Here is a 22,414-nt window from a genome sequence, read left to right as displayed (position 1 = left end):
TACAGCCTGTGCACCCGGCTGTTACCGTCGTGTGCGACTATCTTGAACGTGAATGTGACCCCTGGGTCGCGGCCAGCTTCATCAACCTGTCACTCTGTACTGCCCAGATTTACCCTGCAGAGTGATGCAGGTCCCCTTTTTCGGGGAAGAAAACGCGACGCTTCTCTCTATATAACAAGCCCAAGCGGAGTACCACAGATGGCGTTCTTCACCGCAGCCAGCAAAGCCGACTTCCAGCACCAACTGCAGGCGGCACTGGCGCAGCACATCAACGAACAGGCACTGCCACAAGTGGCGCTGTTCGCTGAGCAGTTCTTCGGCATCATTTCCCTGGACGAGCTGACCCAGCGCCGGCTCTCCGATCTCGCCGGCTGTACCCTCTCGGCCTGGCGTCTGCTGGAGCGTTTCGACCACACCCAGGCACAGGTTCGCGCCTACAACCCGGATTACGAGCGCCATGGCTGGCAGTCGACCCACACCGCCGTCGAGGTCCTGCACCCCGACCTGCCGTTCCTGGTCGACTCGGTCCGCACTGAACTGAACCGCCGCGGCTACAGCATCCACACCCTGCAAACCACCGTGCTGAGCGTGCGTCGCGGCAGCAAGGGCGAGTTGCTCGAAGTCCTGCCCAAGGGCACCCAGGGCGAGGGGATCGACAAAGAATCCTTGATGTACCTGGAAATCGATCGCTGCGCCAACGCCGCCGAACTGAGTGTGCTGTCCAAGGAGCTGGAACAGGTCCTGACCGAAGTGCGGATCGCGGTCGCCGACTTCGAACCGATGAAGACCAAGGTCCAGGACCTGCTGGCCGGTATCGACGCCAGCCAGTTCGCCATCGACCCGGAAGAAAAGGTCGAGATCAAGACCTTCCTGCAGTGGCTGGTGAACAACCATTTCACCTTCCTCGGCTACGAAGAGTTCGTGGTCCGTGACGAGCAGGACGGCGGGCATATCGAATATGACCCCAACTCCTTCCTCGGCCTGACCAAATTGCTGCGCGCCGGCCTGACCCCCGACGACACCCGCATCGAAGACTACGCCGTCAACTACCTGCGTGAACCGACGCCACTGTCGTTCGCCAAGGCCGCGCACCCGAGCCGTGTGCACCGCAATGCCTACCCTGACTATGTCTCGATCCGTGAGATCGACGCCGCCGGCAACGTCATCAAGGAATGCCGCTTCATGGGCCTCTACACCTCTTCGGTGTACGGCGAAAGCGTGCGAGTGATCCCTTACATCAGCCGCAAGGTCGCCGAAGTCGAGCGCCGTTCGGGCTTCCAGGCCAAGGCCCACCTGGGCAAGGAACTGGCCCAGGTCCTCGAAGTGCTGCCCCGCGACGATCTGTTCCAGACCCCGGTGGATGAGCTGTTCAACACCGTGATGTCGATCGTGCAGATCCAGGAACGCAACAAGATCCGCGTGTTCCTGCGCAAGGACCCGTACGGCCGCTTCTGCTACTGCCTGGCCTACGTGCCGCGTGATGTCTACTCCACCGAAGTGCGGCAGAAGATCCAGCAAGTGCTGATGGATCGCCTGAAAGCCAGCGACTGCGAGTTCTGGACCTTCTTCTCCGAGTCCGTGCTGGCCCGTGTGCAACTGATCCTGCGGGTCGACCCGAAGAACCGTCTCGATATCGACCCGCTGCAACTGGAAAACGAAGTGATCCAGGCCTGCCGCAGCTGGCAGGACGACTACAAGAGCCTGGTGGTCGAAGGCTTCGGCGAGGCCCAGGGCACCAACGTGCTGACGGACTTCCCGAAAGGCTTCCCGGCCGGCTACCGCGAGCGCTTTGCCGCGCACTCGGCCGTGGTCGACATGCAGCACCTGCTGAGCCTGAGCGACAGCAATCCGCTGGTGATGAGCTTCTACCAGCCGCTGGGCCACGTCTCCGGCCAGCGCGAGCTGCATTGCAAGCTGTATCATGCCGATACGCCGCTGGCCCTGTCCGACGTCTTGCCGATCCTGGAAAACCTCGGCCTGCGCGTGCTTGGCGAGTTCCCGTATCGCCTGCGGCACAACAACGGTCGCGAGTTCTGGATCCATGACTTCGCCTTCACCGCCGCCGAAGGCCTGGACCTGGATATCCAGCAGCTCAACGACACCTTGCAGGACGCCTTCGTCCACATCGTCCGTGGCGATGCCGAGAACGATGCGTTCAACCGCCTGGTGCTGACCGCCGGCCTGCCATGGCGCGACGTGGCGCTGCTGCGTGCCTACGCCCGTTACCTGAAGCAGATCCGCCTGGGCTTCGACCTGGGTTACATCGCCAGCACCCTGAACAACCACACCGACATCGCCCGCGAGTTGACCCGGTTGTTCAAGACCCGTTTCTACCTGGCCCGCAAGCTCAGCGTCGAAGACCTCGACGACAAGCAGCTGCGCCTGGAGCACGCGATCCTGTCTGCCCTGGACGACGTCCAGGTGCTGAACGAAGACCGCATCCTGCGTCGCTACCTTGATCTGATCAAGGCGACCCTGCGGACCAACTTCTACCAGACCGACGCCAACGGCCAGAACAAGTCGTACTTCAGCTTCAAGTTCAACCCACACGCGATTCCCGAGCTGCCCAAGCCGGTACCGAAGTTCGAAATCTTCGTCTACTCGCCACGGGTCGAGGGTGTGCACCTGCGTTTCGGCAATGTCGCCCGCGGCGGCCTGCGCTGGTCGGACCGTGAAGAAGACTACCGCACCGAAGTCCTGGGCCTGGTAAAAGCCCAGCAAGTGAAAAACTCGGTGATCGTGCCGGTGGGGGCGAAGGGTGGCTTCCTGCCGCGTCGCCTGCCACTGGGCGGCGGCCGTGACGAGATCGCGGCCGAGGGCATCGCGTGCTACCGCATCTTCATCTCGGGCCTGTTGGACATCACCGACAACCTGAAAGACGGCGCCCTGGTACCGCCGGCCAACGTCGTGCGTCATGACCACGATGACCCCTACCTGGTGGTGGCGGCGGACAAGGGCACCGCGACCTTCTCCGACATCGCCAACGGCATTGCCATCGACTACGGCTTCTGGCTCGGCGATGCCTTCGCCTCCGGCGGCTCGGCCGGTTACGACCACAAGAAGATGGGCATCACCGCCAAGGGCGCGTGGGTCGGCGTACAGCGCCACTTCCGTGAGCGTGGCATCAATGTCCAGGAAGACAGCATCACCGTGGTGGGCGTCGGCGACATGGCCGGCGACGTGTTCGGCAACGGCCTGTTGATGTCCGACAAGCTCAAGCTGGTCGCGGCCTTCAACCACCTGCACATCTTCATCGACCCGAACCCGGAGCCTGCCAGCAGCTTCGCCGAGCGCCAGCGCCTGTTCGACCTGCCGCGTTCGGCCTGGTCGGACTACGACGTCAGCCTCATGTCCGAAGGCGGCGGCATCTTCTCGCGTAGCGCGAAGAGCATCGCGATTTCCCCGCAGATGAAAGAGCGCTTCGACATCGGCGCCGACAAGCTGACCCCGACCGAGCTGCTCAATGCCTTGCTCAAGGCGCCGGTGGATCTGTTGTGGAACGGCGGTATCGGTACCTACGTCAAGGCCAGCAGCGAAAGCCACGCCGATGTCGGCGACAAGGCCAACGATGCACTGCGCGTCAACGGTAACGAACTGCGCTGCAAGGTCGTGGGAGAGGGCGGTAACCTGGGCATGACCCAGCTCGGTCGCGTCGAGTTCGGCCTCAATGGCGGCGGTTCCAACACCGACTTCATCGACAACGCCGGTGGCGTGGACTGCTCCGACCACGAAGTGAATATCAAGATCCTGCTCAACGAAGTCGTGCAGGCCGGCGATATGACCGAGAAGCAGCGCAATCAGCTGCTGGGCAGCATGACCGACGAAGTCGGCGGCCTGGTCCTCGGCAACAACTACAAGCAGACCCAGGCCCTGTCCCTGGCGGCCCGTCGCGCAGTCGAGCGGATCGCCGAGTACAAGCGCCTGATGGGTGACCTGGAAGCCCGTGGCAAGCTGGACCGGGCCATCGAGTTCCTGCCGTCGGAAGAGCAACTGGTCGAGCGCGTCGCGGCAGGCCAGGGCCTGACCCGTGCCGAGCTGTCGGTGCTGATCTCCTACAGCAAGATCGACCTCAAGGCGGCGTTGCTCGAGTCCAAGGTACCGGACGACGAGTACCTGACCCGCGACATGGAAACCGCGTTCCCACCGATGCTGGTGAGCAAGTTCGCCGACGCCATGCGCCGTCACCGCCTCAAGCGCGAGATTGTCAGCACCCAGATCGCCAACGACCTGGTCAACCACATGGGCATCACCTTCGTGCAGCGTCTGAAGGAGTCCACTGGCATGAGCCCGGCGAACGTGGCCGGTGCTTATGTGATCGTGCGTGACATCTTCCACCTCCCGCACTGGTTCCGTCAGATCGAAGCCCTGGACTACAAGGTTTCGGCCGAGACCCAGCTGGAGCTGATGGACGAGCTGATGCGCCTGGGCCGTCGTGCCACGCGCTGGTTCCTGCGCAGCCGTCGCAACGAGCAGGATGCTGCCCGTGATGTCGCGCACTTTGGTCCACACCTGGCGGCGCTGGGTCTCAAGCTCGACGAACTGCTGGAAGGCCCGACCCGGGAAGTCTGGCAGGCGCGTTACCAGGCTTATGTCCAGGCCGGTGTGCCGGAGTTGCTGGCGCGTATGGTGGCCGGTACCACGCACCTGTACACCCTGTTGCCGATCATCGAGGCCGCCGACGTTTCCGGCCACGATGCTGCCGAAGTGGCCAAGGCCTACTTCGCGGTGGGCAGTGAGCTGGACCTGACCTGGTACTCCCAGCAGATCAGCGACCTGCGGGTGAGCAACAACTGGCAGGCCCAGGCCCGTGAAACCTTCCGCGACGATGTGGACTGGCAGCAACGTGCGATCACCATCTCGGTGCTGAAACTGGCCGATGCGCCGCAAGACATGGAAGCTCGTGTGGCTCTGTGGCTTGAGCGCAACACGAGCATGGCCGAGCGCTGGCGTTCGATGCTGGTGGAAATCCGTGCCGCCAGCGGCACCGACTACGCCATGTACGCGGTGGCCAACCGTGAACTGATGGACCTGGCGTTGAGCGGTCAGTCGGGGCTGTAATCGACTGATAGCGTTGCGCTGAAAGAAAGCCCCGCCTCGTAGGAGGTGGGGCTTTCTTTTGCCTGGAAAGTGAGGGCGGTTGGCGTTGGAAAACAATAATTCGGGAAGTGGCAGTAAATACCTGTTTTTTATGAAAACTTGTGTGGAGGATTTACCTGGGCGGTTAATTATTTAAACTGTTTCCTGAGCGGTGAAGATTAGTATCGGAATGATCGAGGTTCTTTAAGGTTTTCCGAATATGCTTGTTTCTACCGTTGACGAAACAGATATCAGCGTTCCCCTGGAGGCGGAGGATTATTATGCAACCGTGGAACGTGGGTTGCCTGACTGGTTGAAAAAAGCGTCCGCCGAACATCGACGCTCCTACGTCGATAACATGCGCCTGCACCAGGCCGATAAAACCCGCCTGGCGGTTTACCTGCGGGGCTTGCAGAGCCCGGAAGTGTTCGCCGCGCCGCGCTTGCAAGAGGCCCTGGACAATGCGTTCGGGCCGGGCCTGGATATTCAGCGCGACAAACTCAGACATATTCATATATTGGCGGCGAAAACACTCTCCACGGCCTATCAGGAAAGCGTGACAGAGCAGACGTTATTGCAGGCGGCGCTGCAAAACTTCGAGAAAAGTGAAACCACTTATTTTGGCTTCGATCGGGGCTCGCAGATCATCCGCGAAAGCCACGCGGTTCTGAAAAAGCCACTGACCCTGCAGGCGTTCGCCTTGTTATGTCGAGGCCTGGATCTGGGCGGGCAATATAAAAAACATATTGAGTCGTTCCTTTTGCGCAAGAATGCCTTCGGTCAACCAGGCGACGAGTTTCAGCGATTGTGCGTGGCCAGCGAGACTTCCGAATTGGCGGTACAGGCCGATATTGCGCTGATGAAAGGGCATATCGACGAATCGGTCTATCGCATGCTCAAAGGCCTGGTCAGCGGCGATCCGCGGCCTGTCTGGGGCTCGGACCCGGTGGAATGTCATGACCTCAAGATCCTCAATGTGCCTGTTCCGCAAAGTGGCTATCGAGGTGCGCTGCTCAAGGGCGTGTTACTGACTTGCGCGGCGTCCCGACAAGCGCCCAAGGCGCGCCCCTGTGTGGTGTATCTGTCCGGTGATGCGGAGCAGGCAGTCAAGCAGTACCCGAACCTGACGGCCTTCGAGGATGAGCTGCGAGGCCGGCTGCGTAGCCTGGATTATCAGCGCAGCTTCCGACGGTATATCCACTTGCGCACCCAGCCGATCTTTTTCACGGTTCTCAACGAGCGGCTCAACCCCTTGCACCCGGGAATGCGTCAACGGGTAGCGGATGAGCGCGCCGACTTGCAACTGCGGACCGCACTGATGTTTGCCGATCCCTTCACCGAGCTCTATACCCAGCATCTGGTCAAGATGCTTGACGACGCCCGGGTGTTGGCGGTATCGACCGATGAGGAGGACAAGAAGCCCCGTCGCGCCCGTTGGCAAGCCTTCCTGAATTGGGGCGTCAACCTGCTGTTTTTTGTGCCGGGCTTGGGTGAGGCGATGCTGGCGGTCGCCGGCGCGCAGTTGCTTGTGCAGCTCTATGAGGGCATCGAAGAGTGGGAGCATGGCGATAAAAAACAGGCAGTGCTGAGCTTTCTCGGCGTGGTGCTGACCCTGGAGCTGGGGGCGTTCATGCAAGGGGTGGCGCGCGACAGTGACGCCGCCGCGTTTATCAACAGCCTCAAACGGGTCAAGGTGCCTGGCGGTGACATCCGTTTATGGCAAGCGAACCTCAAGCCCTATCGACAGACCCCGACGCTGCCCGAAGGGCTCAAGGCCGACGAGTACGGACTCCACCGGCACAACGCCAGCGCTTACCTGCCGTTCGAGGGTGGCTACTACAAGCTCAGGCCCGGCCAGCTTGCCAGTGAATACCATGCCGAGCACCCGGCCCGCAGCACCTATGAACCGCTGTTCAGGCACAACGGTTCAGGCGCTTGGGTACATGAGTTGGAAGACCCGCTATGGTGGGATGAATGCACCTTGTTCGAGCGTCTGGGCGCCGACTTCAAGCGCATGAGCTGGGAGCAGGTCGGGCGGATCATGACCGTCAGTGGCGTCGAGGCCGATGCCTTGCGTCCGGTTTACCTGGAGCAGATGAAGACGCCGGCGTTGCTCGGCGATACGGTGGCACGCTTCCGGGTCAATGCCGATATCCAGCGCTTTATCGAGACCGGCAGCACCAACGGTGACCTGGTTGATTGGCGTATCCAGGAACAGTTGCTGGAGACCGTATGGCCGTCTTCGAAGGTGCTGCGGTTCCTGGATGCCGATGGGCGTGTGTTGAAGGCGTACGGTCCCGCGGATAAAACCCAACTGCCGGTATTGTCGATCCGCGATAGCCAGATACGTGACGGCCAGCTGTTGGAGGTGGTGCAGCAGGGGCTCGATCTGGCGGAGATCGAGGCGATGCTCGGACGGCGTGCCGATCAGCCGTCGTTGAGCGCCGAGCAACAACGGGCGGCATTGAACAAGCGCCTGGTGGACGAGGCGCAAAATCAGCGCAGTGCGTTATTCGAGAACTATTACGAGTTTCGTACCCGTTCGACAAACCCTTTCGCCGCGGTGTTCAAACGTTCGTTTCCGGGCCTGTCAACGGCGGTTATCGAAGAATTGGTGAGTGCGGCCGAGGCTTATGAAATCGGCTTGCTGGAAGCCGGCAAGTTGCCGTTGCGGCTGGCGGAAGAAAGCCACTGGTATTTGCAACAGGTGCGTATCGCCCGGGCGTATGAGGGGATGTTCCTCGAGTCATCGGTCAGTCTGGATGCCGATCGGCTGTTCCTGCATTCCCTGGACAACCTGCCGGGTTGGTCGAAAGCCTTGCGTATCGAGCTCTATGAACCGTCTGCCTTGGCGCCGGGTGGCCTGAGGTTGATTGACAGCATGGGCGCGCCGACCTCGATTGAAAACCGCCTGGCGCTGATCCGCACCTCGAACGAGTACGTGATCGAGGGCGCGCTCGGCCGGCCGGCGCAGCCCCCGGGCAGTCTTCAAGCCACGTTGCTGAGGGCCCTGCCGGACGACGCGTTGAAGTCCGTGGGGTTCTCGCGAACCACTCGACCGGAGCAGCTTAAGCGAGCGGTGGTGCAACGTCTGACGCTGTCCCGCGAGCGGATTCGCCGGCTGTTGAAGATGCCGGCGATCCAGCCCGGATTCCGCTCGCCGATGCGCTTGAGCGATGGCCGCATCGGTTACCCGCTCGGAGGGCAGCGGCAGAGCACCCTGGCAGGGCTGCCGGGCCATATCCAGCGGCTGGTGGACAAGCTCTATCCCGGCCAGGACCCGGAGGCGGTGCGGCGATTTCTGGTGTTGGAAGGGCCGGATGACCAGGCGTTCCTGGCGGCCCTGAAGCTGCGGCGCACCGAGTACCAGAAGCTGAAGCTGGCGCTGGAGTACTGGCGGGTGGGGCCCGAGTACGAAAGTGAGCACAGTGGCGTCGGCGGCTGGCACGTCAATACCCTCGCGAAAAGAGCCGTGGTGGAACGGATCAAACAGTGCTGGCGCCGGGAGTCGCAGCCGATGCTCGATTCCACGGGGCAGGTGCTGGGGTATGAGTTGGATCTCTCCGGGGCCAATCTGCTGAAGTTGCCCGAACTGGATGAAAGTTTCGAGCATGTGGCCTCCTTGAAACTGGCCATGGTGGGGCTGCGCGATCGTAATGACCTGAATGAGTTTCTCAAGCGTTTTCCCAAGGTGCGCCGGTTGCAGATCACCGGTGGCCGGCTCACCCAGCTGCCGACGAGTCTTGGACTGATGGGCGAACTGAGCAACTTGCAGCTCAATGGCAATCGCATCGCCTGGACCCAGGCGCTGGGCGCGCAACTGCGCAGCATGAGGGGCCTGAGGCGCTTGAATCTGAATGGCAACCCCCTGAGCACCTTCGATGCCCGAGGCATGCCTGGACTGCGAGCGCTGCAGGTGCAACGCAGCGAACTTATCGCCTGGCCGGCCGGGGCGCTGGAGTTGCTGGACCTGACATTGCTGGATGTGCAAGGCAATCGCCTGACCTCCCTGCCAGGGGACTTTTATGCCCTGAGCAGCCAGCGGATGCGGACGGTCCTGCTCTACGGCAATCCGCTGGATGATGTGACACGGCAAAACATCGCCATGTTCCGTGATCGACCTTCGGTACGCTTTATGTTGCCGGGAGAAAGCGGACTCACGGTGGGCGTGCCGAGCCTGGTTCCGGTGGTGGAAAGTTGGTTGGACAGCAGCTTTTCGGTCGAGGAACAGGAGCGTCGACGGACGCTGTGGAACCTGATCGCCCATGAGCCCGGACATGAAACGTTCCTGGCCGCCATCGCGGCGTTGCGTCAGTCGGCTGATTATCGTATCGAATTCCGTGCGCAGTTGACCCGCCGGGTCTGGCGGATGATCGAGGCGGCGACCCGGGACACCACGCTGCGTCGGGCGCTGTTTGCCTGGACGACCGACCTGGAAACCTGTGCCGATGGCTTCACCGAGGTTTTCAGTCGCTTGGGGGCCGAGGTCTTGCTCTACGAAGCACGCGGCCTGACCGGGGAGGCCCGGGAAAGTGCCTATCTGCAACTGGCCGAGGGCCGTGCGCGGCTGGGGCGCTTGAACGACATCGCGAAAGTCGAGACCATAAACCAGGAGATCCTCAGGTCGACCCGGGTAGAGCAGGCCAGGACAGAGGCAATGCACCTGGCCAGGGCGCGTCAGGCCAGTCCGGCCGAGGTCGAGGAGGCGGGGAACCTGGCGGCGCTGGCGGCTGATGGGCGCTGGCCCGACGTCGACGAGGTGGAGATTTTCCTCGCCTATCGGGTCGATCTCGCCCAGCGCCTGGGGTTGTCCTGGCAGCCGTTGTCGATGCTGTATCGCGGCGCCAGCAACGTCTCGCAGGACATGACCTGGCAGGCTGGCACCCGGGTGCTGGCCGCCGAGAGCACGCTGGACAAGCGGGTCGCGCTGCTGCTTGAGCAGCCTCTATGGATGGACTACCTGGAAGCGTTGCCCGAGGTGGTGAGCTACGCCCGCGCCGCACAGGCGCGCTTGAATGCACTAGAGGACCTGCGGGCGGCGTTGGAGGACCTGGCGCGGCAGCCGCAAGCTTCGGCCCAGGAACGAGCGGGATGGACAGGTACGGTACTGAGCACGGCGGCCACCCTGGGGATCGCCCAGGCCGACATTCCCCTTGGCAAGGAAATGAGCGAGACCTTGTACACCGGTGCGCTCGAAGTGATTGCTCAGCAACGAAAAAGTGGCTTGGAGCAACTGACCCGGGAGGCATTGGCGCGGGCGCAGGGGGTCGAGAGTGTCGAGCTGTAGAAGCGTCGACCCTTGCACGCTGTGCCCGGCGCACCCGTCAAGGGCGAACGCCGGGCCTGGCTGCGAGTCGCTTAGATGCCGATATTGCCCAAGGTCTGGACGATATTGCGCAAGGTGACGGCGATGGCGGGGTGTTCGAGTTCGAAACGCTCCACGGCGAGGTTGACGCCGTCCGCCAGGCTGTTGTCCTGGGTCGAGGTTTCCAGTTTGATTTGCGCTTCGATCTGTTGCATCAACACTTGCAGATGTTCACGTTCTTCCGGTGACAGGGGCGGACTCTGCTCCAGTTGCTCGCGCAGGGTATTGAGTTGTTCTTGCAGTTCGCGGGCAGGCATTGTGGTACTTCCTCTTTGGATAGTCTTTGGCATAGACCGCCATGTGGCGCTAAAAGTCTGTGCCTGACTGTCAGAGTAATCCACTCCCGCGCGGCCTGCATGACCTCGATCAAGATCGCCGCGTCAGGGCTTCTCACCCTTGAGCCGGCGCAGGGCGATGTCATCCAGGCAGGTCGCCAGTTCACCCAGATGATCGATCACCGAGTGCACACCGAGGCCGAACAGTTCCACGGTGGCCTTGCCGCGTTTGCGCTCCCGCTCCTTTTGCGGCAGTGCCTGCCACTCCACTGGCGACAGGCCGCACAAGGGACCGCAGGAGGCCAGGCCGATGGTCCACAACCCGGCATTCAGGCCCGATTGCAACAGGCGCGGTTCGCCGCTGACCAGCACGCAGCCGTCCAGTTGCTGCACGCCGAGGGTCATCAGCGCATGCCAGCAGGCGTTGGGCGCCGGCCATTGGACGCCATTGGCGGGGGAGTGGGAGGCTTTGACCCAGCGTGGCAGGGTCGCGGCGAGCGGTTGACTGACCGCGAGGGGCAATTCATCCAGCCAGGCACAAGGCACGCCACGTTGCTGTAATCCCTGCAGTATTTCCAGCGCACCCGGTGTCGCGTGGTTGTGCTCGTCCGGGTCCAGATGAGGGCGGGCGCGGGCACCGAAATCCACCAGACAACCGCTCAGACCGAAGAGCAGGGCGGTGGGCGCGGGCAGCGGTACGGCAGCGGGTAATGGCATGGCAACGTCCCTGAAATGACTCCGCAGGTTAAGACACTCCCATGACAGTTGGATGACGGCGGCCGGTCTTGGGTAATCTGCAAATCTTTGTAGGACTTGTTCCGGCCAGACTGCCTAATCGAAGTTATCCGCTTTATACTGGCCGCTTTTCGAGGGCGCGGTTGCCCAGCCCGTCTTATCCAAGGAGTTCTTTTTATGCGCTGGATCGATCGTCTAGCTCAATTGTCCCTGTGTGCCAGCGTTGCGCTGGTGCCATTTGCCGCACAGGCGGCAGATGAAGATCCATGGGAGAGCGTCAACCGCCCCATCTTCAAGTTCAACGATGTGCTGGACACCTACGCGCTGAAACCTTTGGCCCAGGGCTATCAGGCGGTGACGCCGCAGTTCCTGATCGACGGCATCCACAACATGTTCCGCAACATCGGCGATGTGCAGAATCTGGCCAACGACGTGTTGCAGCTCAAGCCTCAAGCGGCCGGCGTCGATACTTCACGGATCTTCTTCAACACCATTTTCGGGGTCGCCGGTTTCTTCGATGTCGGCACCAAGATGGGGCTGCAGCGTAACGACGAAGACTTCGGCCAGACCCTGGGACACTGGGGCGTGGGCAGCGGTCCGTACGTGGTCATCCCGTTCTTCGGCCCGAGCACCCTGCGTGACGCGCCGTCCAAGTACATCGACACCTATACCCAGCCTTGGCGTTACATGAACGACATTCCAGCGCGCAACATGTCGCTCGGCGCGCAGGTGATCGACACCCGCACCAGCCTGCTGTCGAGCGAGAAGCTGATCACCGGCGACAAGTACATCTTCATCCGCAACGCCTACCTGCAGAACCGCGAGTTCAAGGTTAAGGACGGCAAGGTTGTAGACGATTTCTGATCGTCACCGGGCCAATGAAAAAGGCGACCTCAAGGGGGCGCCTTTTTTTGTGCCTGGCAGGTCTCAACTCATCTTCAGGATATGCAGCCCCAGTCGCTGACCAGCTTCGTCGTCGTGGACCCAAACCACCTCGGTCTCAGCCTCCAGGCCCTTGAGGGACGGGTGATCGGACTCGATGCGCACCAGCAGCTGGTCACCGGCCTTGAAGGCCCTTGGCGCGGCGATCTGCATGCCGCTGCTCGACAGGTCCAGGCAGGTGGCGGAAATCTCCAGTCCGGCGTGGATCAGCGTGACGTCGGCCTCGACGCGCATCCGGATGTAATCACGCTTTTCACTGTAGTCCTGATCGGTTCGGCTCATGGGGGCAGTCCTTCAATTCCGTTGTGGTTTGCACTGTTCTTATAACTCCCGGTGATTTGAGGTGTAAAGACGTCAAGCGACCATCGGCATGAGCTTGAAACGCCCGGCGGATGGGAGTACCGTCTGCGCCTTAGAAGGGCACCTCTGATACCGATGCACCGGACGTGATCGTCCGACTTGTTCGCGACAGAGAGGCTAGAAAGCGAATCCAGTAGTACGAGTCGGGCACGTTGCCTTGCTGTCTACGCCAACCTAATTCTGGCGCCGTTTGCCCACATGCAAAAAACCAGTGCCACGCTGCTGATAATTGATGACGACGAAGTAGTGCGTGCAAGCCTTGCGGCCTACTTGGAAGACAGCGGATTCAGCGTCCTGCAGGCCGGTAATGGCTTACAGGGTCTTGAGGTATTCGAGCAGTCCAAGCCCGACCTGGTGATCTGCGACCTGCGGATGCCCCAGATGGGCGGTCTCGAGCTGATTCGTCAGGTGACCGACCTTTCACCGCAGACACCCGTCATCGTGGTGTCCGGCGCGGGCGTCATGAACGACGCTGTCGAGGCGTTGCGCCTGGGTGCTGCCGACTACCTGATCAAGCCTCTTGAGGATCTCGCCGTCCTGGAGCACTCCGTGCGCCGGGCGTTGGATCGTGCGCACCTGCTGCTGGAGAACCAGCGCTACCGCGAGAAGCTGGAAACCGCCAACCGCGAGCTCGAAGCCAGCCTGCACCTGCTCCAGGAAGACCAGAACGCCGGTCGCCAGGTGCAGATGAACATGCTGCCGACCAGCCCGTGGAGCATCGACGACTTCCAGTTCGCGCACCAGATCATTCCGTCGTTGTACCTGTCAGGCGATTTTGTCGACTACTTCCGGGTTGATGAGCGCCGCGTGGCGTTCTACCTGGCGGACGTGTCCGGTCATGGTGCGTCGTCGGCGTTTGTCACCGTGCTGCTGAAATTCATGACCACGCGGCTGCTGTTCGAATCCAAGCGCAACGGTACCTTGCCGGAGTTCACCCCGTCGCAAGTGCTGGGTCATATCAACCGCGGCCTGATCAACTGCAAGCTGGGCAAGCATGTGACCATGGTTGGCGGCGTTATCGATGAAGAAACCGGGTTGCTGACCTACAGCATTGGTGGGCATTTGCCGTTGCCGGTGCTCTACACCCCGGACAGCGTGCGTTACCTGGAAGGTCGTGGTTTACCGGTGGGCTTGTTCAACGAAGCTACCTATGAAGATCACATTCTGGAGCTGCCGCCGGCGTTCAGCTTGACGCTGATGTCAGATGGCATCTTGGACCTTTTGAAGCAAGATACACTCAAAGAGAAAGAGGCTGCTTTGCCTGAACTGGTAAAAACAGCCGGGGGCAGCCTGGATGGCTTGCGCCAGGTCTTTGGATTGGCCACGCTAGGGGAGATGCCGGATGATATCGCCCTGTTAGTGTTGAGCAGGAACATTTGATGAGTACCGGTAGAATCCAGTTCGCCGAGCAGGATGGCACCTTCGTTCTGAAGTTCGTCGGTGAAGTTCGCCTGACCCTCTGTTCAGCGTTGGATGCAACAATTGAAAGGATTTTCACGGCGCTGAACTTCTCGGCGATTGTGATTGACCTGACGGAAACCCGCAGCATCGACAGCACCACGCTGGGTTTGCTGGCCAAGCTGTCGATTTTGTCGCGGCAGAAGGTGGGCTTGTTGCCGACCGTGGTCACCACCCACGACGATATCACCCGGTTGTTGCAGTCCATGGGGTTTGACCAGGTCTTCAATATCGTCAATCACCCGATTCCGTGCACGGACTGCCTGACTGACCTGCCATCGCAGGACCAGTCGGAAGAGGTGGTGCGGGTCAAGGTACTGGAAGCGCACAAGATCCTGATGGGCCTGAACGATTCGAACCGCGAAGCCTTTCACGACCTGGTGAATGCGCTGGAGCGCACCTGACCGTCTAACGCCGAGAGCGTACAAAAAAGGGCGACATCTAAGCAGATGTCGCCCTTTTTGCGCTGTTCTCGAACGCCCCGCCGCCCCTGTAGGAGCCAGCTTGCTGGCGATGAACGATAACGCGGTCCTTGTGGGAGCGGAGCTTGCCCGCGAAGAACGATAACGCGGTCTCTCGCCGAGCGCATTACCGCCCCTCCAACAACTCCCCAGCCTGATCCAGCAACGCCAGTGGATCCTTGGCCTTGTGAATATCCACCGACAGCAACTGCCGAAACCGCCGCGCCCCCGGAAACCCGGTACCCAGCCCCAGCACATGCCGGGTGATATGGTGCATCGCGCCACCATCAGCAATATGCGCCGCCACATAAGGCCGCAACTGCACCAACGCTTCCGCCCGTGAAATCACCGGCGCTTCACTGCCAAACAACTGCTGATCCACCTCGGCCAGCAGATACGGGTTGTGATACGCCTCGCGGCCCAGCATCACCCCGTCAAACGTCTGCAAATGCTCGTGACACTGCTCCAGGGTCTTGATCCCGCCGTTAAGGATGATCTCCAGCGCTGGAAAGTCCCGCTTCAACTGAGCGGCCACGTCATAACGCAGCGGCGGAATATCCCGATTCTCCTTTGGCGACAGACCTTCCAGAATCGCGATCCGCGCATGCACGGTGAAACTGCGGCAACCGGCTTCCTGCACTTTGCCGACGAAATCGCAGAGTTCGGCGTAGCTGTCACGGCCGTTGATACCGATGCGGTGTTTGACCGTAACTGGAATCGACACGGCATCGCGCATGGCTTTCACACAATCGGCCACCAGCTCGGGATGCCCCATCAGGCAGGCGCCGATCATATTGTTCTGCACTCGATCACTGGGGCAGCCGACGTTAAGGTTCACTTCGTCATAACCGGCATCCTGGGCCATACGGGCGCAGGCGGCGAGGTCAGCCGGCACGCTGCCGCCCAGTTGCAGGGCCAGTGGGTGCTCGGCTTCGTTGTGACGCAGGAAACGCTCGTGGTCGCCGTGAAGGATGGCGCCAGTGGTGACCATTTCGGTGTAGAGCAGGGTGTGCTTGGAGAGCAGGCGTAGGAAGAACCTGCAATGTCTGTCAGTCCAATCCATCATCGGGGCCACGGAAAAGCGGCGAGGTGGCTCGGAGCGGGAAGGTGTCGCGTCGTTCAAAGGCATGGAAGGTCTGTCGCTGTGGGCGCAGCCGGCGCGGATGGGGCAGGGCGCGGGCTTGAGTGGCGTGAGGCTGAATGGGGCAGTTTATCAGGAAATGGGGTTGATCGCCGGGGCTGGCAAGGGCAGTTGGCTTTTGAAATGTTTCGCTTCAAATGCTGGCTTGAGCGCTTCGAGTGCTTCGCTTTTACGATACGCCTAGGCCGGTAAACTCAGTTTCCCGCATCGCGACATCTGGCGCTATGATTGTGCCAAATGTCGTAGGGAGGTCATCGCTATGTCCGCAGCGAAGCAAGCTGACAAGCCAACCGTCAAATCCACGGGAAACGCAGCGGTGGTAACGAACGTCACTAGAAAGCCTACTGAGGTGCTATTACATGGCCGCAAAGGTGATGAGCGCATGCTGATCATCCGGTACACGCAGGAGGGCTTTGACCTGAGTGACGTCAGGGACATGCTTTCAACGTCCACTCTGTACATGGAGCACGGCCTGGTTCAGCGCATTACAGGGAAGTCTGTCAGGACCGTCCAGCGTTTGGCGAAAGAGACCAAGCCAGTACGCCTGAACCAGCAACAAAGTACGGTTGCGTTTCAGTATGCCCAGACTTTGGAGCACGCCACCAACGTGTTTGGCAGTCAGCAGTTGGCTGAGGATTGGCTGAAGAAACCCTGCAAGTACCTGGACGGTAATGTCCCACTGGAACTGATCGAGAACTCGCTTGGCTTCCAGGTGGTGGAAGATTACCTGAGCAGGATTGAACACGGTGTCTACCAATGAATCCTTTGCCCTGGGACGGGCGGTGGCACGCTTGGCGCCTCGACCGCGAGATCTACAAGGACACGTGGGACAGTGGCATTGGTGCGCAACGATCCGGTGGCCGATGGAACCCACCCGGCCGCCGGGTGATTTACGCGTCGTCCGACCCGTCCACGGCCATTCTGGAAGTTGCGGCCCACTTGGGGTTCGATGCACTGGATATGGTGCCCCATGTGCTGACGTGCTTTGAGGTGCTGGATTCGTCGCTTATCAAGGTTGTGCAGCCAGAAGATGTGCCGAACCCAAATTGGCTTGTCCCTTCATTACCCTCGCCCAATCAGCGACAGTTTGCTGATGAGTTGTTGGCGCAGTATCCCTTTGTGCTGATCCCTTCGGCGGTGACTCGGCACTCCTGGAATTTGCTGGTGAGCTGCGATTTGGCGGCTGAGCAGTTCAGACTTGTGTCGCAGGAGCGGTTTGGGCTGGATACTCGGTTGCTTAAGTAAGCGGCGCTTGGTCAGTAGGGACTCAAGTCCGTGTTTATTTACGAAAAAGGACAAGGTGTTTGCCTATGGAGGACGAAATCACAATCGAGCATGGGGGTATTCAATACTCTAATTTTTATGCTGTGATCGGGGGAATACGCTGACGGTGTTTTTGCCTAGTAGCGAGTCACGGACAACAGAACTGCGTGACCTGGATCCAGAAGAAGCCGCGCGAGTACACCTGCGTGACTATGTCGGTAGTGTCAATTGTCACTTTGCTAGCGCGTAGGATGTTTCTGATAGTTGGCTGAGAGTCGTCTAAAATAGCAGTATCGCTCTTCTTTTAGTGTTTATCTGCCTTTATATCTAACGCCATTTTTTATACATCAAGGATGTGAAACATGGCGCACGGATTCATCAATGGAAAAACCACTCATTACCCCAGTCTAAAAAGCCAACTGCTGATACAGCGCGGTTCACCTGCGCTCACCAAGTTCGACACGATCAATAGTCACCTGCGCCGCTCGATGGTAACCCCAGGGCAACTGGTGATCGTGCCCGACGACAGCACGGCGTCCTGTACTTTCGAAGAAGCCTGGCTGATGACCCGGGCCCGGGAAATCGATCTGGCTCTAAGTCTCGAACCCAGGGCGGGTGTCGAGATCCTGAACAACTATGATTTGTTGCAGGGTTTACTGGGTTACAGCTCGATTGGCATCGGCAGCACCACGGCGGCCTGGGGACGACACTTGAGTGGGATTGAGGACACCTTGAAGGAAATCGAAAAACTGCATCAGCAGCATTTGAAAGGTGGTACTTCAGCCAGGGCTGAGTTTATCGCCAAGCGGCAGGTACTGTTCCAGAAGCTGGACACCCAACTCCTGGGTGTCGGCCATTACGGCACTAGCCTGCGGCACAACAATTCGATCAAGAAGATGCTCGGCATTTCCACTCGACGCTACCTGCATCGCCAGGAAATCGATGGGTATGCGCAACGGATCAACAAGATTGCCAGTACTTCTCGTTTCCTGAGCAAAGGTGGCTATGTAGGCATGGCGCTGGATGTGGGGGCGGCGGGGTTGGCGATTCAGGAGGCGTGTTCGACGGGACGGGAGGAGCAGTGCAGGAAGGCGCGTTATGTGGAAGGAGCTAAAGCGGCGGGCGGGATTACGGGGTCTTACTACGGAGGAAAATTTGGAGCGCGTGCGGGGCTGCTGGTTTGCGGCCTTGGATTGGGCATCGTATCAGGGGGATGGGGAGCGTTGAGTTGCCGAATCATTGGTGGAGCCGCAGGTGGCTATATCGGCGGGCTGATCGGGGGCGGAGCGGGAGAGTTTACAGGGGATGTGATTTATGAGAGGGCACATTGATGATGGCGTTAGAGATCTCGGGTGCTTTTCTAGTTCTGTTCCTGATTTTCTTTGGTCTCGGCCTTTCGGGCTATGTTGCTAAAACCAAGCTGGATCTGGTTGAGGCTTACCTCAAGGATAATGTGGCGATGATTGCAGAACGCCAATATTGGAAAGGCAACTCCTATAACGACCGAATGGCGAGAACGTTTGCCATCGGTGGGCTTTTCGTGTTTTCAAAGCGTTGCATACGACGTGGATGGCTCACCGAGCAAGAGCTGGAATCCATTCCAATAGCCCTCAGGCGCTGGTTCGTCGTCCCTTTTTGCTTAGGGATGATGTTCTTATCGATTGCTATTGTTTATTGGGGATGGCGGCAGTTTCAATAAACACCTTCTTATGGGGGGGATCCGATTGTAGTCATTTTTTGACATCGAACGATGGAATCTCGACTTTGAACTCCATGAAGAACACCACGCCGGTCGCACCGGTCCACGTCTTCCCGGTCGGCGTCATCGTGCAATCCGTCTGGTAGTAGGTGGTTCCATCGGGGAACTCGATCGTTGCCTTGCTCGACACCGGCACATCGAGCTTTGGTGCAGGAGCTCCCTTGCTGAGGGTCGTGTAGTGCGAGATGTGGACGCCGTTCTCCAACTGCATTGTCTGCTGGAACTACAAGGCCGGGTTGGCAGCGTTTCCGAAGTTGCCATACTCGTGGTCCATCCACGTAAGCCCCCCAACAGCAAACTCATCGTCGCCGACGGTCAGTGTCTCCTCCGTGAGTACCTGCTGGTGCTGGCGAAAGAAATCTACTGTCAGCGAAGGCCGGGGGAACCCGGTATGGCTGCTCGCCGCGCCGCCATCCTTCGCTTCCCCAAAATGGGACGCAGGGTGGCGGCGGGTCAGGTCATGCACAATGAGGTGCAGGGTATTTTGCTAACAACGTGACTGCTCATTTCGGTAAGGGTGTGACCGGCTGTTTCGGAACAGGCGGAAATGGGTCACGACGGGCCGAAATACGCAAGCCTTCGGCAACCCTTACAGAGGGGCTCCTTGCTAAGCGGGACGCGGTGCTGCAACAGGCGGGGTACCGTCGTGAAACATCGTCTTCAGTTGCCCCCGCAGCTCCGCTGAGTCGGTGTGCTTGTGAACACTGACCGCATGCTGTACCGCGGCCTCGAGCAGTTCGTTTTCAGAGTCTGCGGACAGCGCGACCGAGCATTTTGAATCGCTTGGGAACTCGCGGCAGTCAATGTATTTGCGCGCCATGATCTTCTCCTCCCTACGACGAAAGGCAGGCTGTGGCCTGCGTGAACGATCATCCGACGCGCCATCCCCCCATCAAGCACACTGGCCTGTCGCATCGAATGGGCCGACTTTTAAAGTGTAGTAGAGGCCCGGCTAGTGACGAAGACGAGTTCCTCGCCTGTCCCTTCACCAGCCTCATTGTTTACGACCACGGTTGCTCGCGGTGAAACCTTTTATGGTTTCTGTTTCAGTGTATAGGTCAGCGTGCCGTAACCCAGTTGATCAAATCCGCCGCTATTGGGACCGTAGTTGCCGCCGCCGCCTTCCGGCCGAATCTTTTTGGCAAATGCACTGACGTACGGCGCATCGAGACCTTTGAGCACCACGTAGTGGTTGTAGAACAGCTCCCAGACAGGGCGAGTGTCGCCGCGTCCTGCGTTTGAAATGATGTCCTGGGTGACGTCGCTGTTGCTGTAAGGGGTGTAAGGCACATCCTGACCCAGGTTGTACTTCGCAATGTACTCCATGCCTTTCAGGACACGGTTGTCCTGGTAGGCGAAAAGATCATCGCCCTGGCTCCATGCCATCTGGCAGAACGCCCCCAGCTCGGCGGCATTGAGGGTGTTGTGTCCCTGGTCACGCCCGCTCTCTTGGGTCTGTCCAAGGCCATCTGGATAGATTTTCCACACGAGGTGATCGATGGAACCGTTGCCTTTGCCGTGCTTGAAGTACTCGATGGCCTCGTCGTAGATATCGCGGCGATCCGTCAGGATGCCAATGGCGAGCAGCGAATCCATGTTGGCCAGGTCCCAGTTGGCCCAGTAGTGATCGATCTTCGCGCCATTGTGGTTCACCAGGAAGTCGTGGTTCATCGGATAGAACACATCGAGCATCAGGCTCTTGAATCGGTTGAAATCCTCCGCGGGCCAGTGCTTGTAGGTGCGCATGATTTCCGCCGCGTTGGCCAACTGGTAGCCGTAAATACCGCTGGCGAGAAATTTGTCGGATGTCCCATCGATCCGGGTCAACGTTTTGGACCAGGCATCCAGAATCGCGATGGCCTTGTCGGCGTAGGCGGCGTCGCCGCTCACTTTCCAGCGCAGAGCGAGCGCGTACGCCGCGGCGGCGTCGTTGAACAGGAGGGCATAGTTTTCCTTGTTGGTGCCGTTATAGCCTCGGTAAATCACGCTCTGAGCGCGTGGCGTCCAGTTCAATGACGCATGGGGGTTCTTGACCAGTACGTCCCATCCGTCAGCCCAGGGCTGCAGGTGTTGTGTGACTTGAGCCTTCATGCGGTCGAAATCGGCCTGGGTGTGAAGTGCACCTGGATGAAGGAAAGAGCTTGCCATGACGGAAGGTGCAAACAAGGCGATCGCCATCAAGGTGCCAATTAAACGGCTCATGCTTTTGAATGAGGAGGTCAACGTTTTTAACTCCGAGTGAAAGGGCGGTCTGTACAAAACTGTACACCGTTCATTCTGTACCGCACGTGAACGGCTCGAGTTCGCTGTGTCGTTTGGGCTAAGCCGAGCAGGCTTGCTGCATGGACCAAATCATGCTTTTCTGCCATGGTCGTCAGACCGGCGGCCTACAGCAATGTGCAATCAAATTTCTGAATACCCGCAGGGAGCCTGTTTATGTCGAGTGAAGTGAAACTAGTCATTTTGATTTCCACACAGGTGGGGCGAGGGCAAGTGCAAATTGATGCATTTGAAAAACTTGCCCCGCTGGTCAGAAATGAAGAAGGGTGCCTGCAATACGATCTTCATCGGGTTACTGGCAATGACGAGCAGTTTGTTTTGATTGAGCGATGGGCATCGACATCAGCCCTGGAGGCTCATGATCTTACGCCTCATATGATTGCAGCGGACGCATACAACCCGACCTTCAGAGCCGGCCCCGCAACGGTTTTGCACCTCGGTTCAACGATTCCAGCCTAGCTGTGCGACCCTGGAATGAGAGGGGGCGGGTCAATTTTGAAGCGATCCAGGGTCTGGCTTACAAGATGGTTGTGATGTCTGCTTGGCGTGCCGCTCTACGAAATGATCAAACGCTATTGGGTCGTAGTCGAGCGGGCACGCTCCTTTTTTGTAAGACGTTATCAGTATTAGTTGGGTTTCAAGATATTTCTGATAGTTGATTGGGAACTGTATTAAACAGCGGAACCGCGAAGCGCTATTGTATTTTGAAATTCCTTTTTTTTGCTGCCATCACCTTCTGTCTATGGGGACAGATTCAATAAGTACTTTGCTTGTGAATTTGTATTCAGCTGTAGTTATTTTGATACATTTATTCATGTTTCGTAGTGTCGGTTTGTGCATGCGTGAGCAACTCCCGCATGCCGCTTCTGAACGGCCGTACGCTACTTTTGTCTGCTCGAAAAGTTTCATGTTCGAACGCTTGAGGTGTTTCAACGCATCAGCGAATATAACCGGACTCAGCTATACCGATATATTGAGTTCTCCGACTCAACAGCCAACAACCCAGACTAACGCCACATGCCGGACGTGACTTTCAATTCGCAGAAGAGGTTTCGCGTCTATGCAAGACAGCCATATCATCAGACCGCTGTCGGAGATTGACGCGCAACCGTACAGGGCAATCCGCCTTCGTGCGATTGTCGATTCACCATCCACCATGTGGCCAACGAATGTCGCTGCTAGCAACTTCTATCGCTCGCTCGGATTCGAGTCCTTCGGCATCAAGCCGCGGGTGCTGTGGATCGGTGGGCGCTTTTATGATGAAGAGCAAATGGTGCTGCGCCTGGACGACTAACGGGC

18 protein-coding genes are annotated in these 22,414 nt (G+C 59.2%); 11 read left to right on the top strand and 7 right to left on the bottom strand.

The features are described 5' to 3' along the window. Positions 1 to 198 precede the first annotated feature (198 nt). Together AC07VG_RS27610 and AC07VG_RS27605 are read left to right on the top strand one after the other, a co-directional pair. Positions 199 to 5,058, top strand: a complete 4,860-nt coding sequence (locus tag AC07VG_RS27610) for an NAD-glutamate dehydrogenase (protein WP_495003205.1) — start codon at positions 199 to 201, stop codon at positions 5,056 to 5,058. Positions 5,059 to 5,296: 238 nt separating this feature from the next. Then, positions 5,297 to 10,363 carry a dermonecrotic toxin domain-containing protein gene (locus AC07VG_RS27605; protein ID WP_495022238.1) on the top strand — a complete coding sequence of 1,689 codons (5,067 nt, stop codon included), beginning with the start codon at positions 5,297 to 5,299 and terminating at the stop codon, positions 10,361 to 10,363. Between the two features lie 71 nt (positions 10,364 to 10,434). Here AC07VG_RS27605 and AC07VG_RS27600 read toward each other — a convergent pair whose 3' ends face one another. After that, positions 10,435 to 10,698, bottom strand: a complete 264-nt coding sequence (locus AC07VG_RS27600; RefSeq protein WP_495003207.1) for a DUF4404 family protein — start codon at positions 10,696 to 10,698, stop codon at positions 10,435 to 10,437. A 123-nt stretch (positions 10,699 to 10,821) separates the two neighbouring features. Further along, complete coding sequence (pcrP, locus tag AC07VG_RS27595; protein WP_495003208.1) at positions 10,822 to 11,433, bottom strand: HAD superfamily inactivated hydrolase PcrP; 612 nt, start codon at positions 11,431 to 11,433, stop codon at positions 10,822 to 10,824. A gap of 195 nt (positions 11,434 to 11,628) precedes the next feature. Here pcrP and AC07VG_RS27590 point away from each other — a divergent pair, with 195 nt between their 5' ends. Continuing rightward, a complete protein-coding gene (locus AC07VG_RS27590) occupies positions 11,629 to 12,315 on the top strand; it encodes an MlaA family lipoprotein (protein ID WP_495003209.1) in 687 nt (228 codons plus the stop codon). Positions 12,316 to 12,378: 63 nt separating this feature from the next. Here AC07VG_RS27590 and AC07VG_RS27585 read toward each other — a convergent pair whose 3' ends face one another. Then, positions 12,379 to 12,675 carry a PilZ domain-containing protein gene (locus AC07VG_RS27585; protein WP_495003210.1) on the bottom strand — a complete coding sequence of 99 codons (297 nt, stop codon included), beginning with the start codon at positions 12,673 to 12,675 and terminating at the stop codon, positions 12,379 to 12,381. Between the two features lie 276 nt (positions 12,676 to 12,951). On the opposite strand from AC07VG_RS27585, the gene rssB reads away from it, so the two are divergent. Beyond that, positions 12,952 to 14,133: a two-component system response regulator RssB gene (gene rssB / locus AC07VG_RS27580; protein ID WP_495003211.1), complete on the top strand. Its 1,182-nt coding sequence runs from the start codon at positions 12,952 to 12,954 to the stop codon at positions 14,131 to 14,133. Next, positions 14,133 to 14,615, top strand: coding sequence for an anti-sigma factor antagonist RssC (gene rssC / locus AC07VG_RS27575; RefSeq protein ID WP_248805119.1), 483 nt, complete (start codon positions 14,133 to 14,135; stop codon positions 14,613 to 14,615). The genes rssB and rssC overlap by 1 nt, the downstream gene beginning before the upstream one ends. Before the next feature lie 184 nt (positions 14,616 to 14,799). Here the strand turns inward: rssC and dusA are convergent, their stop codons facing one another. Then, complete coding sequence (gene dusA, locus AC07VG_RS27570; RefSeq protein ID WP_495003212.1) at positions 14,800 to 15,801, bottom strand: tRNA dihydrouridine(20/20a) synthase DusA; 1,002 nt, start codon at positions 15,799 to 15,801, stop codon at positions 14,800 to 14,802. Positions 15,802 to 16,072: 271 nt separating this feature from the next. Here dusA and AC07VG_RS27565 point away from each other — a divergent pair, with 271 nt between their 5' ends. The 4 genes from AC07VG_RS27565 (at position 16,073) to AC07VG_RS27550 (ending at position 18,775) form a co-directional block, all read left to right on the top strand. Further along, positions 16,073 to 16,573 carry an Xre family toxin-antitoxin system antitoxin gene (locus AC07VG_RS27565; RefSeq protein ID WP_495003213.1) on the top strand — a complete coding sequence of 167 codons (501 nt, stop codon included), beginning with the start codon at positions 16,073 to 16,075 and terminating at the stop codon, positions 16,571 to 16,573. Next, positions 16,570 to 17,058, top strand: a complete 489-nt coding sequence (locus tag AC07VG_RS27560) for an RES family NAD+ phosphorylase (RefSeq protein WP_495003214.1) — start codon at positions 16,570 to 16,572, stop codon at positions 17,056 to 17,058. The genes AC07VG_RS27565 and AC07VG_RS27560 overlap by 4 nt, the downstream gene beginning before the upstream one ends. Before the next feature lie 380 nt (positions 17,059 to 17,438). Next, on the top strand, positions 17,439 to 18,407 hold the full coding sequence (locus AC07VG_RS27555) for a hypothetical protein (protein WP_495003215.1): 969 nt from the start codon (positions 17,439 to 17,441) through the stop codon (positions 18,405 to 18,407). Then, positions 18,407 to 18,775: a hypothetical protein gene (locus AC07VG_RS27550; RefSeq protein ID WP_495003216.1), complete on the top strand. Its 369-nt coding sequence runs from the start codon at positions 18,407 to 18,409 to the stop codon at positions 18,773 to 18,775. The genes AC07VG_RS27555 and AC07VG_RS27550 overlap by 1 nt, the downstream gene beginning before the upstream one ends. A gap of 31 nt (positions 18,776 to 18,806) precedes the next feature. Here the strand turns inward: AC07VG_RS27550 and AC07VG_RS27545 are convergent, their stop codons facing one another. The 3 genes from AC07VG_RS27545 to AC07VG_RS27535 form a co-directional block, all read right to left on the bottom strand. Beyond that, positions 18,807 to 19,046, bottom strand: coding sequence for a hypothetical protein (locus AC07VG_RS27545; protein ID WP_495003217.1), 240 nt, complete (start codon positions 19,044 to 19,046; stop codon positions 18,807 to 18,809). Positions 19,047 to 19,442: 396 nt separating this feature from the next. Then, a complete protein-coding gene (locus tag AC07VG_RS27540; protein ID WP_495003218.1) occupies positions 19,443 to 19,655 on the bottom strand; it encodes a DUF1059 domain-containing protein in 213 nt (70 codons plus the stop codon). A 212-nt stretch (positions 19,656 to 19,867) separates the two neighbouring features. Continuing rightward, positions 19,868 to 21,037, bottom strand: a complete 1,170-nt coding sequence (locus AC07VG_RS27535; protein WP_495003234.1) for an alginate lyase family protein — start codon at positions 21,035 to 21,037, stop codon at positions 19,868 to 19,870. Positions 21,038 to 21,271: 234 nt separating this feature from the next. Between AC07VG_RS27535 and AC07VG_RS27530 the strand changes: the two genes are divergently transcribed. Next, a complete protein-coding gene (locus AC07VG_RS27530) occupies positions 21,272 to 21,574 on the top strand; it encodes a putative quinol monooxygenase (protein ID WP_495003219.1) in 303 nt (100 codons plus the stop codon). Between the two features lie 601 nt (positions 21,575 to 22,175). Beyond that, on the top strand, positions 22,176 to 22,409 hold the full coding sequence (locus AC07VG_RS27525) for a hypothetical protein (RefSeq protein WP_495003220.1): 234 nt from the start codon (positions 22,176 to 22,178) through the stop codon (positions 22,407 to 22,409). The last annotated feature ends 5 nt before the right edge of the window (positions 22,410 to 22,414 follow it).

Source organism: Pseudomonas sp. GW821-FHT03C07 (assembly GCF_059420925.1).
The sequence above is the reverse complement of the archived record's forward strand: the minus strand, read 5'-3'. Positions and strand labels throughout refer to the sequence as shown.

Coding starts and splice junctions, on each gene's coding strand:
- AC07VG_RS27540 (WP_495003218.1), bottom strand. CDS start 19,655: ATGGCGCGCAAATACATTGACTGCCGCGAGTTCCCAAGCGATTCAAAA.
- AC07VG_RS27545 (WP_495003217.1), bottom strand. CDS start 19,046: ATGCAGTTGGAGAACGGCGTCCACATCTCGCACTACACGACCCTCAGC.
- AC07VG_RS27610 (WP_495003205.1), top strand. CDS start 199: ATGGCGTTCTTCACCGCAGCCAGCAAAGCCGACTTCCAGCACCAACTG.
- AC07VG_RS27565 (WP_495003213.1), top strand. CDS start 16,073: ATGTCCGCAGCGAAGCAAGCTGACAAGCCAACCGTCAAATCCACGGGA.
- AC07VG_RS27530 (WP_495003219.1), top strand. CDS start 21,272: ATGTCGAGTGAAGTGAAACTAGTCATTTTGATTTCCACACAGGTGGGG.
- rssB (WP_495003211.1), top strand. CDS start 12,952: ATGCAAAAAACCAGTGCCACGCTGCTGATAATTGATGACGACGAAGTA.
- rssC (WP_248805119.1), top strand. CDS start 14,133: ATGAGTACCGGTAGAATCCAGTTCGCCGAGCAGGATGGCACCTTCGTT.
- AC07VG_RS27600 (WP_495003207.1), bottom strand. CDS start 10,698: ATGCCTGCCCGCGAACTGCAAGAACAACTCAATACCCTGCGCGAGCAA.
- AC07VG_RS27550 (WP_495003216.1), top strand. CDS start 18,407: ATGATGGCGTTAGAGATCTCGGGTGCTTTTCTAGTTCTGTTCCTGATT.
- pcrP (WP_495003208.1), bottom strand. CDS start 11,433: ATGCCATTACCCGCTGCCGTACCGCTGCCCGCGCCCACCGCCCTGCTC.
- dusA (WP_495003212.1), bottom strand. CDS start 15,801: ATGCCTTTGAACGACGCGACACCTTCCCGCTCCGAGCCACCTCGCCGC.
- AC07VG_RS27585 (WP_495003210.1), bottom strand. CDS start 12,675: ATGAGCCGAACCGATCAGGACTACAGTGAAAAGCGTGATTACATCCGG.
- AC07VG_RS27560 (WP_495003214.1), top strand. CDS start 16,570: ATGAATCCTTTGCCCTGGGACGGGCGGTGGCACGCTTGGCGCCTCGAC.
- AC07VG_RS27555 (WP_495003215.1), top strand. CDS start 17,439: ATGGCGCACGGATTCATCAATGGAAAAACCACTCATTACCCCAGTCTA.
- AC07VG_RS27590 (WP_495003209.1), top strand. CDS start 11,629: ATGCGCTGGATCGATCGTCTAGCTCAATTGTCCCTGTGTGCCAGCGTT.
- AC07VG_RS27535 (WP_495003234.1), bottom strand. CDS start 21,037: ATGAGCCGTTTAATTGGCACCTTGATGGCGATCGCCTTGTTTGCACCT.
- AC07VG_RS27525 (WP_495003220.1), top strand. CDS start 22,176: ATGCAAGACAGCCATATCATCAGACCGCTGTCGGAGATTGACGCGCAA.
- AC07VG_RS27605 (WP_495022238.1), top strand. CDS start 5,297: ATGCTTGTTTCTACCGTTGACGAAACAGATATCAGCGTTCCCCTGGAG.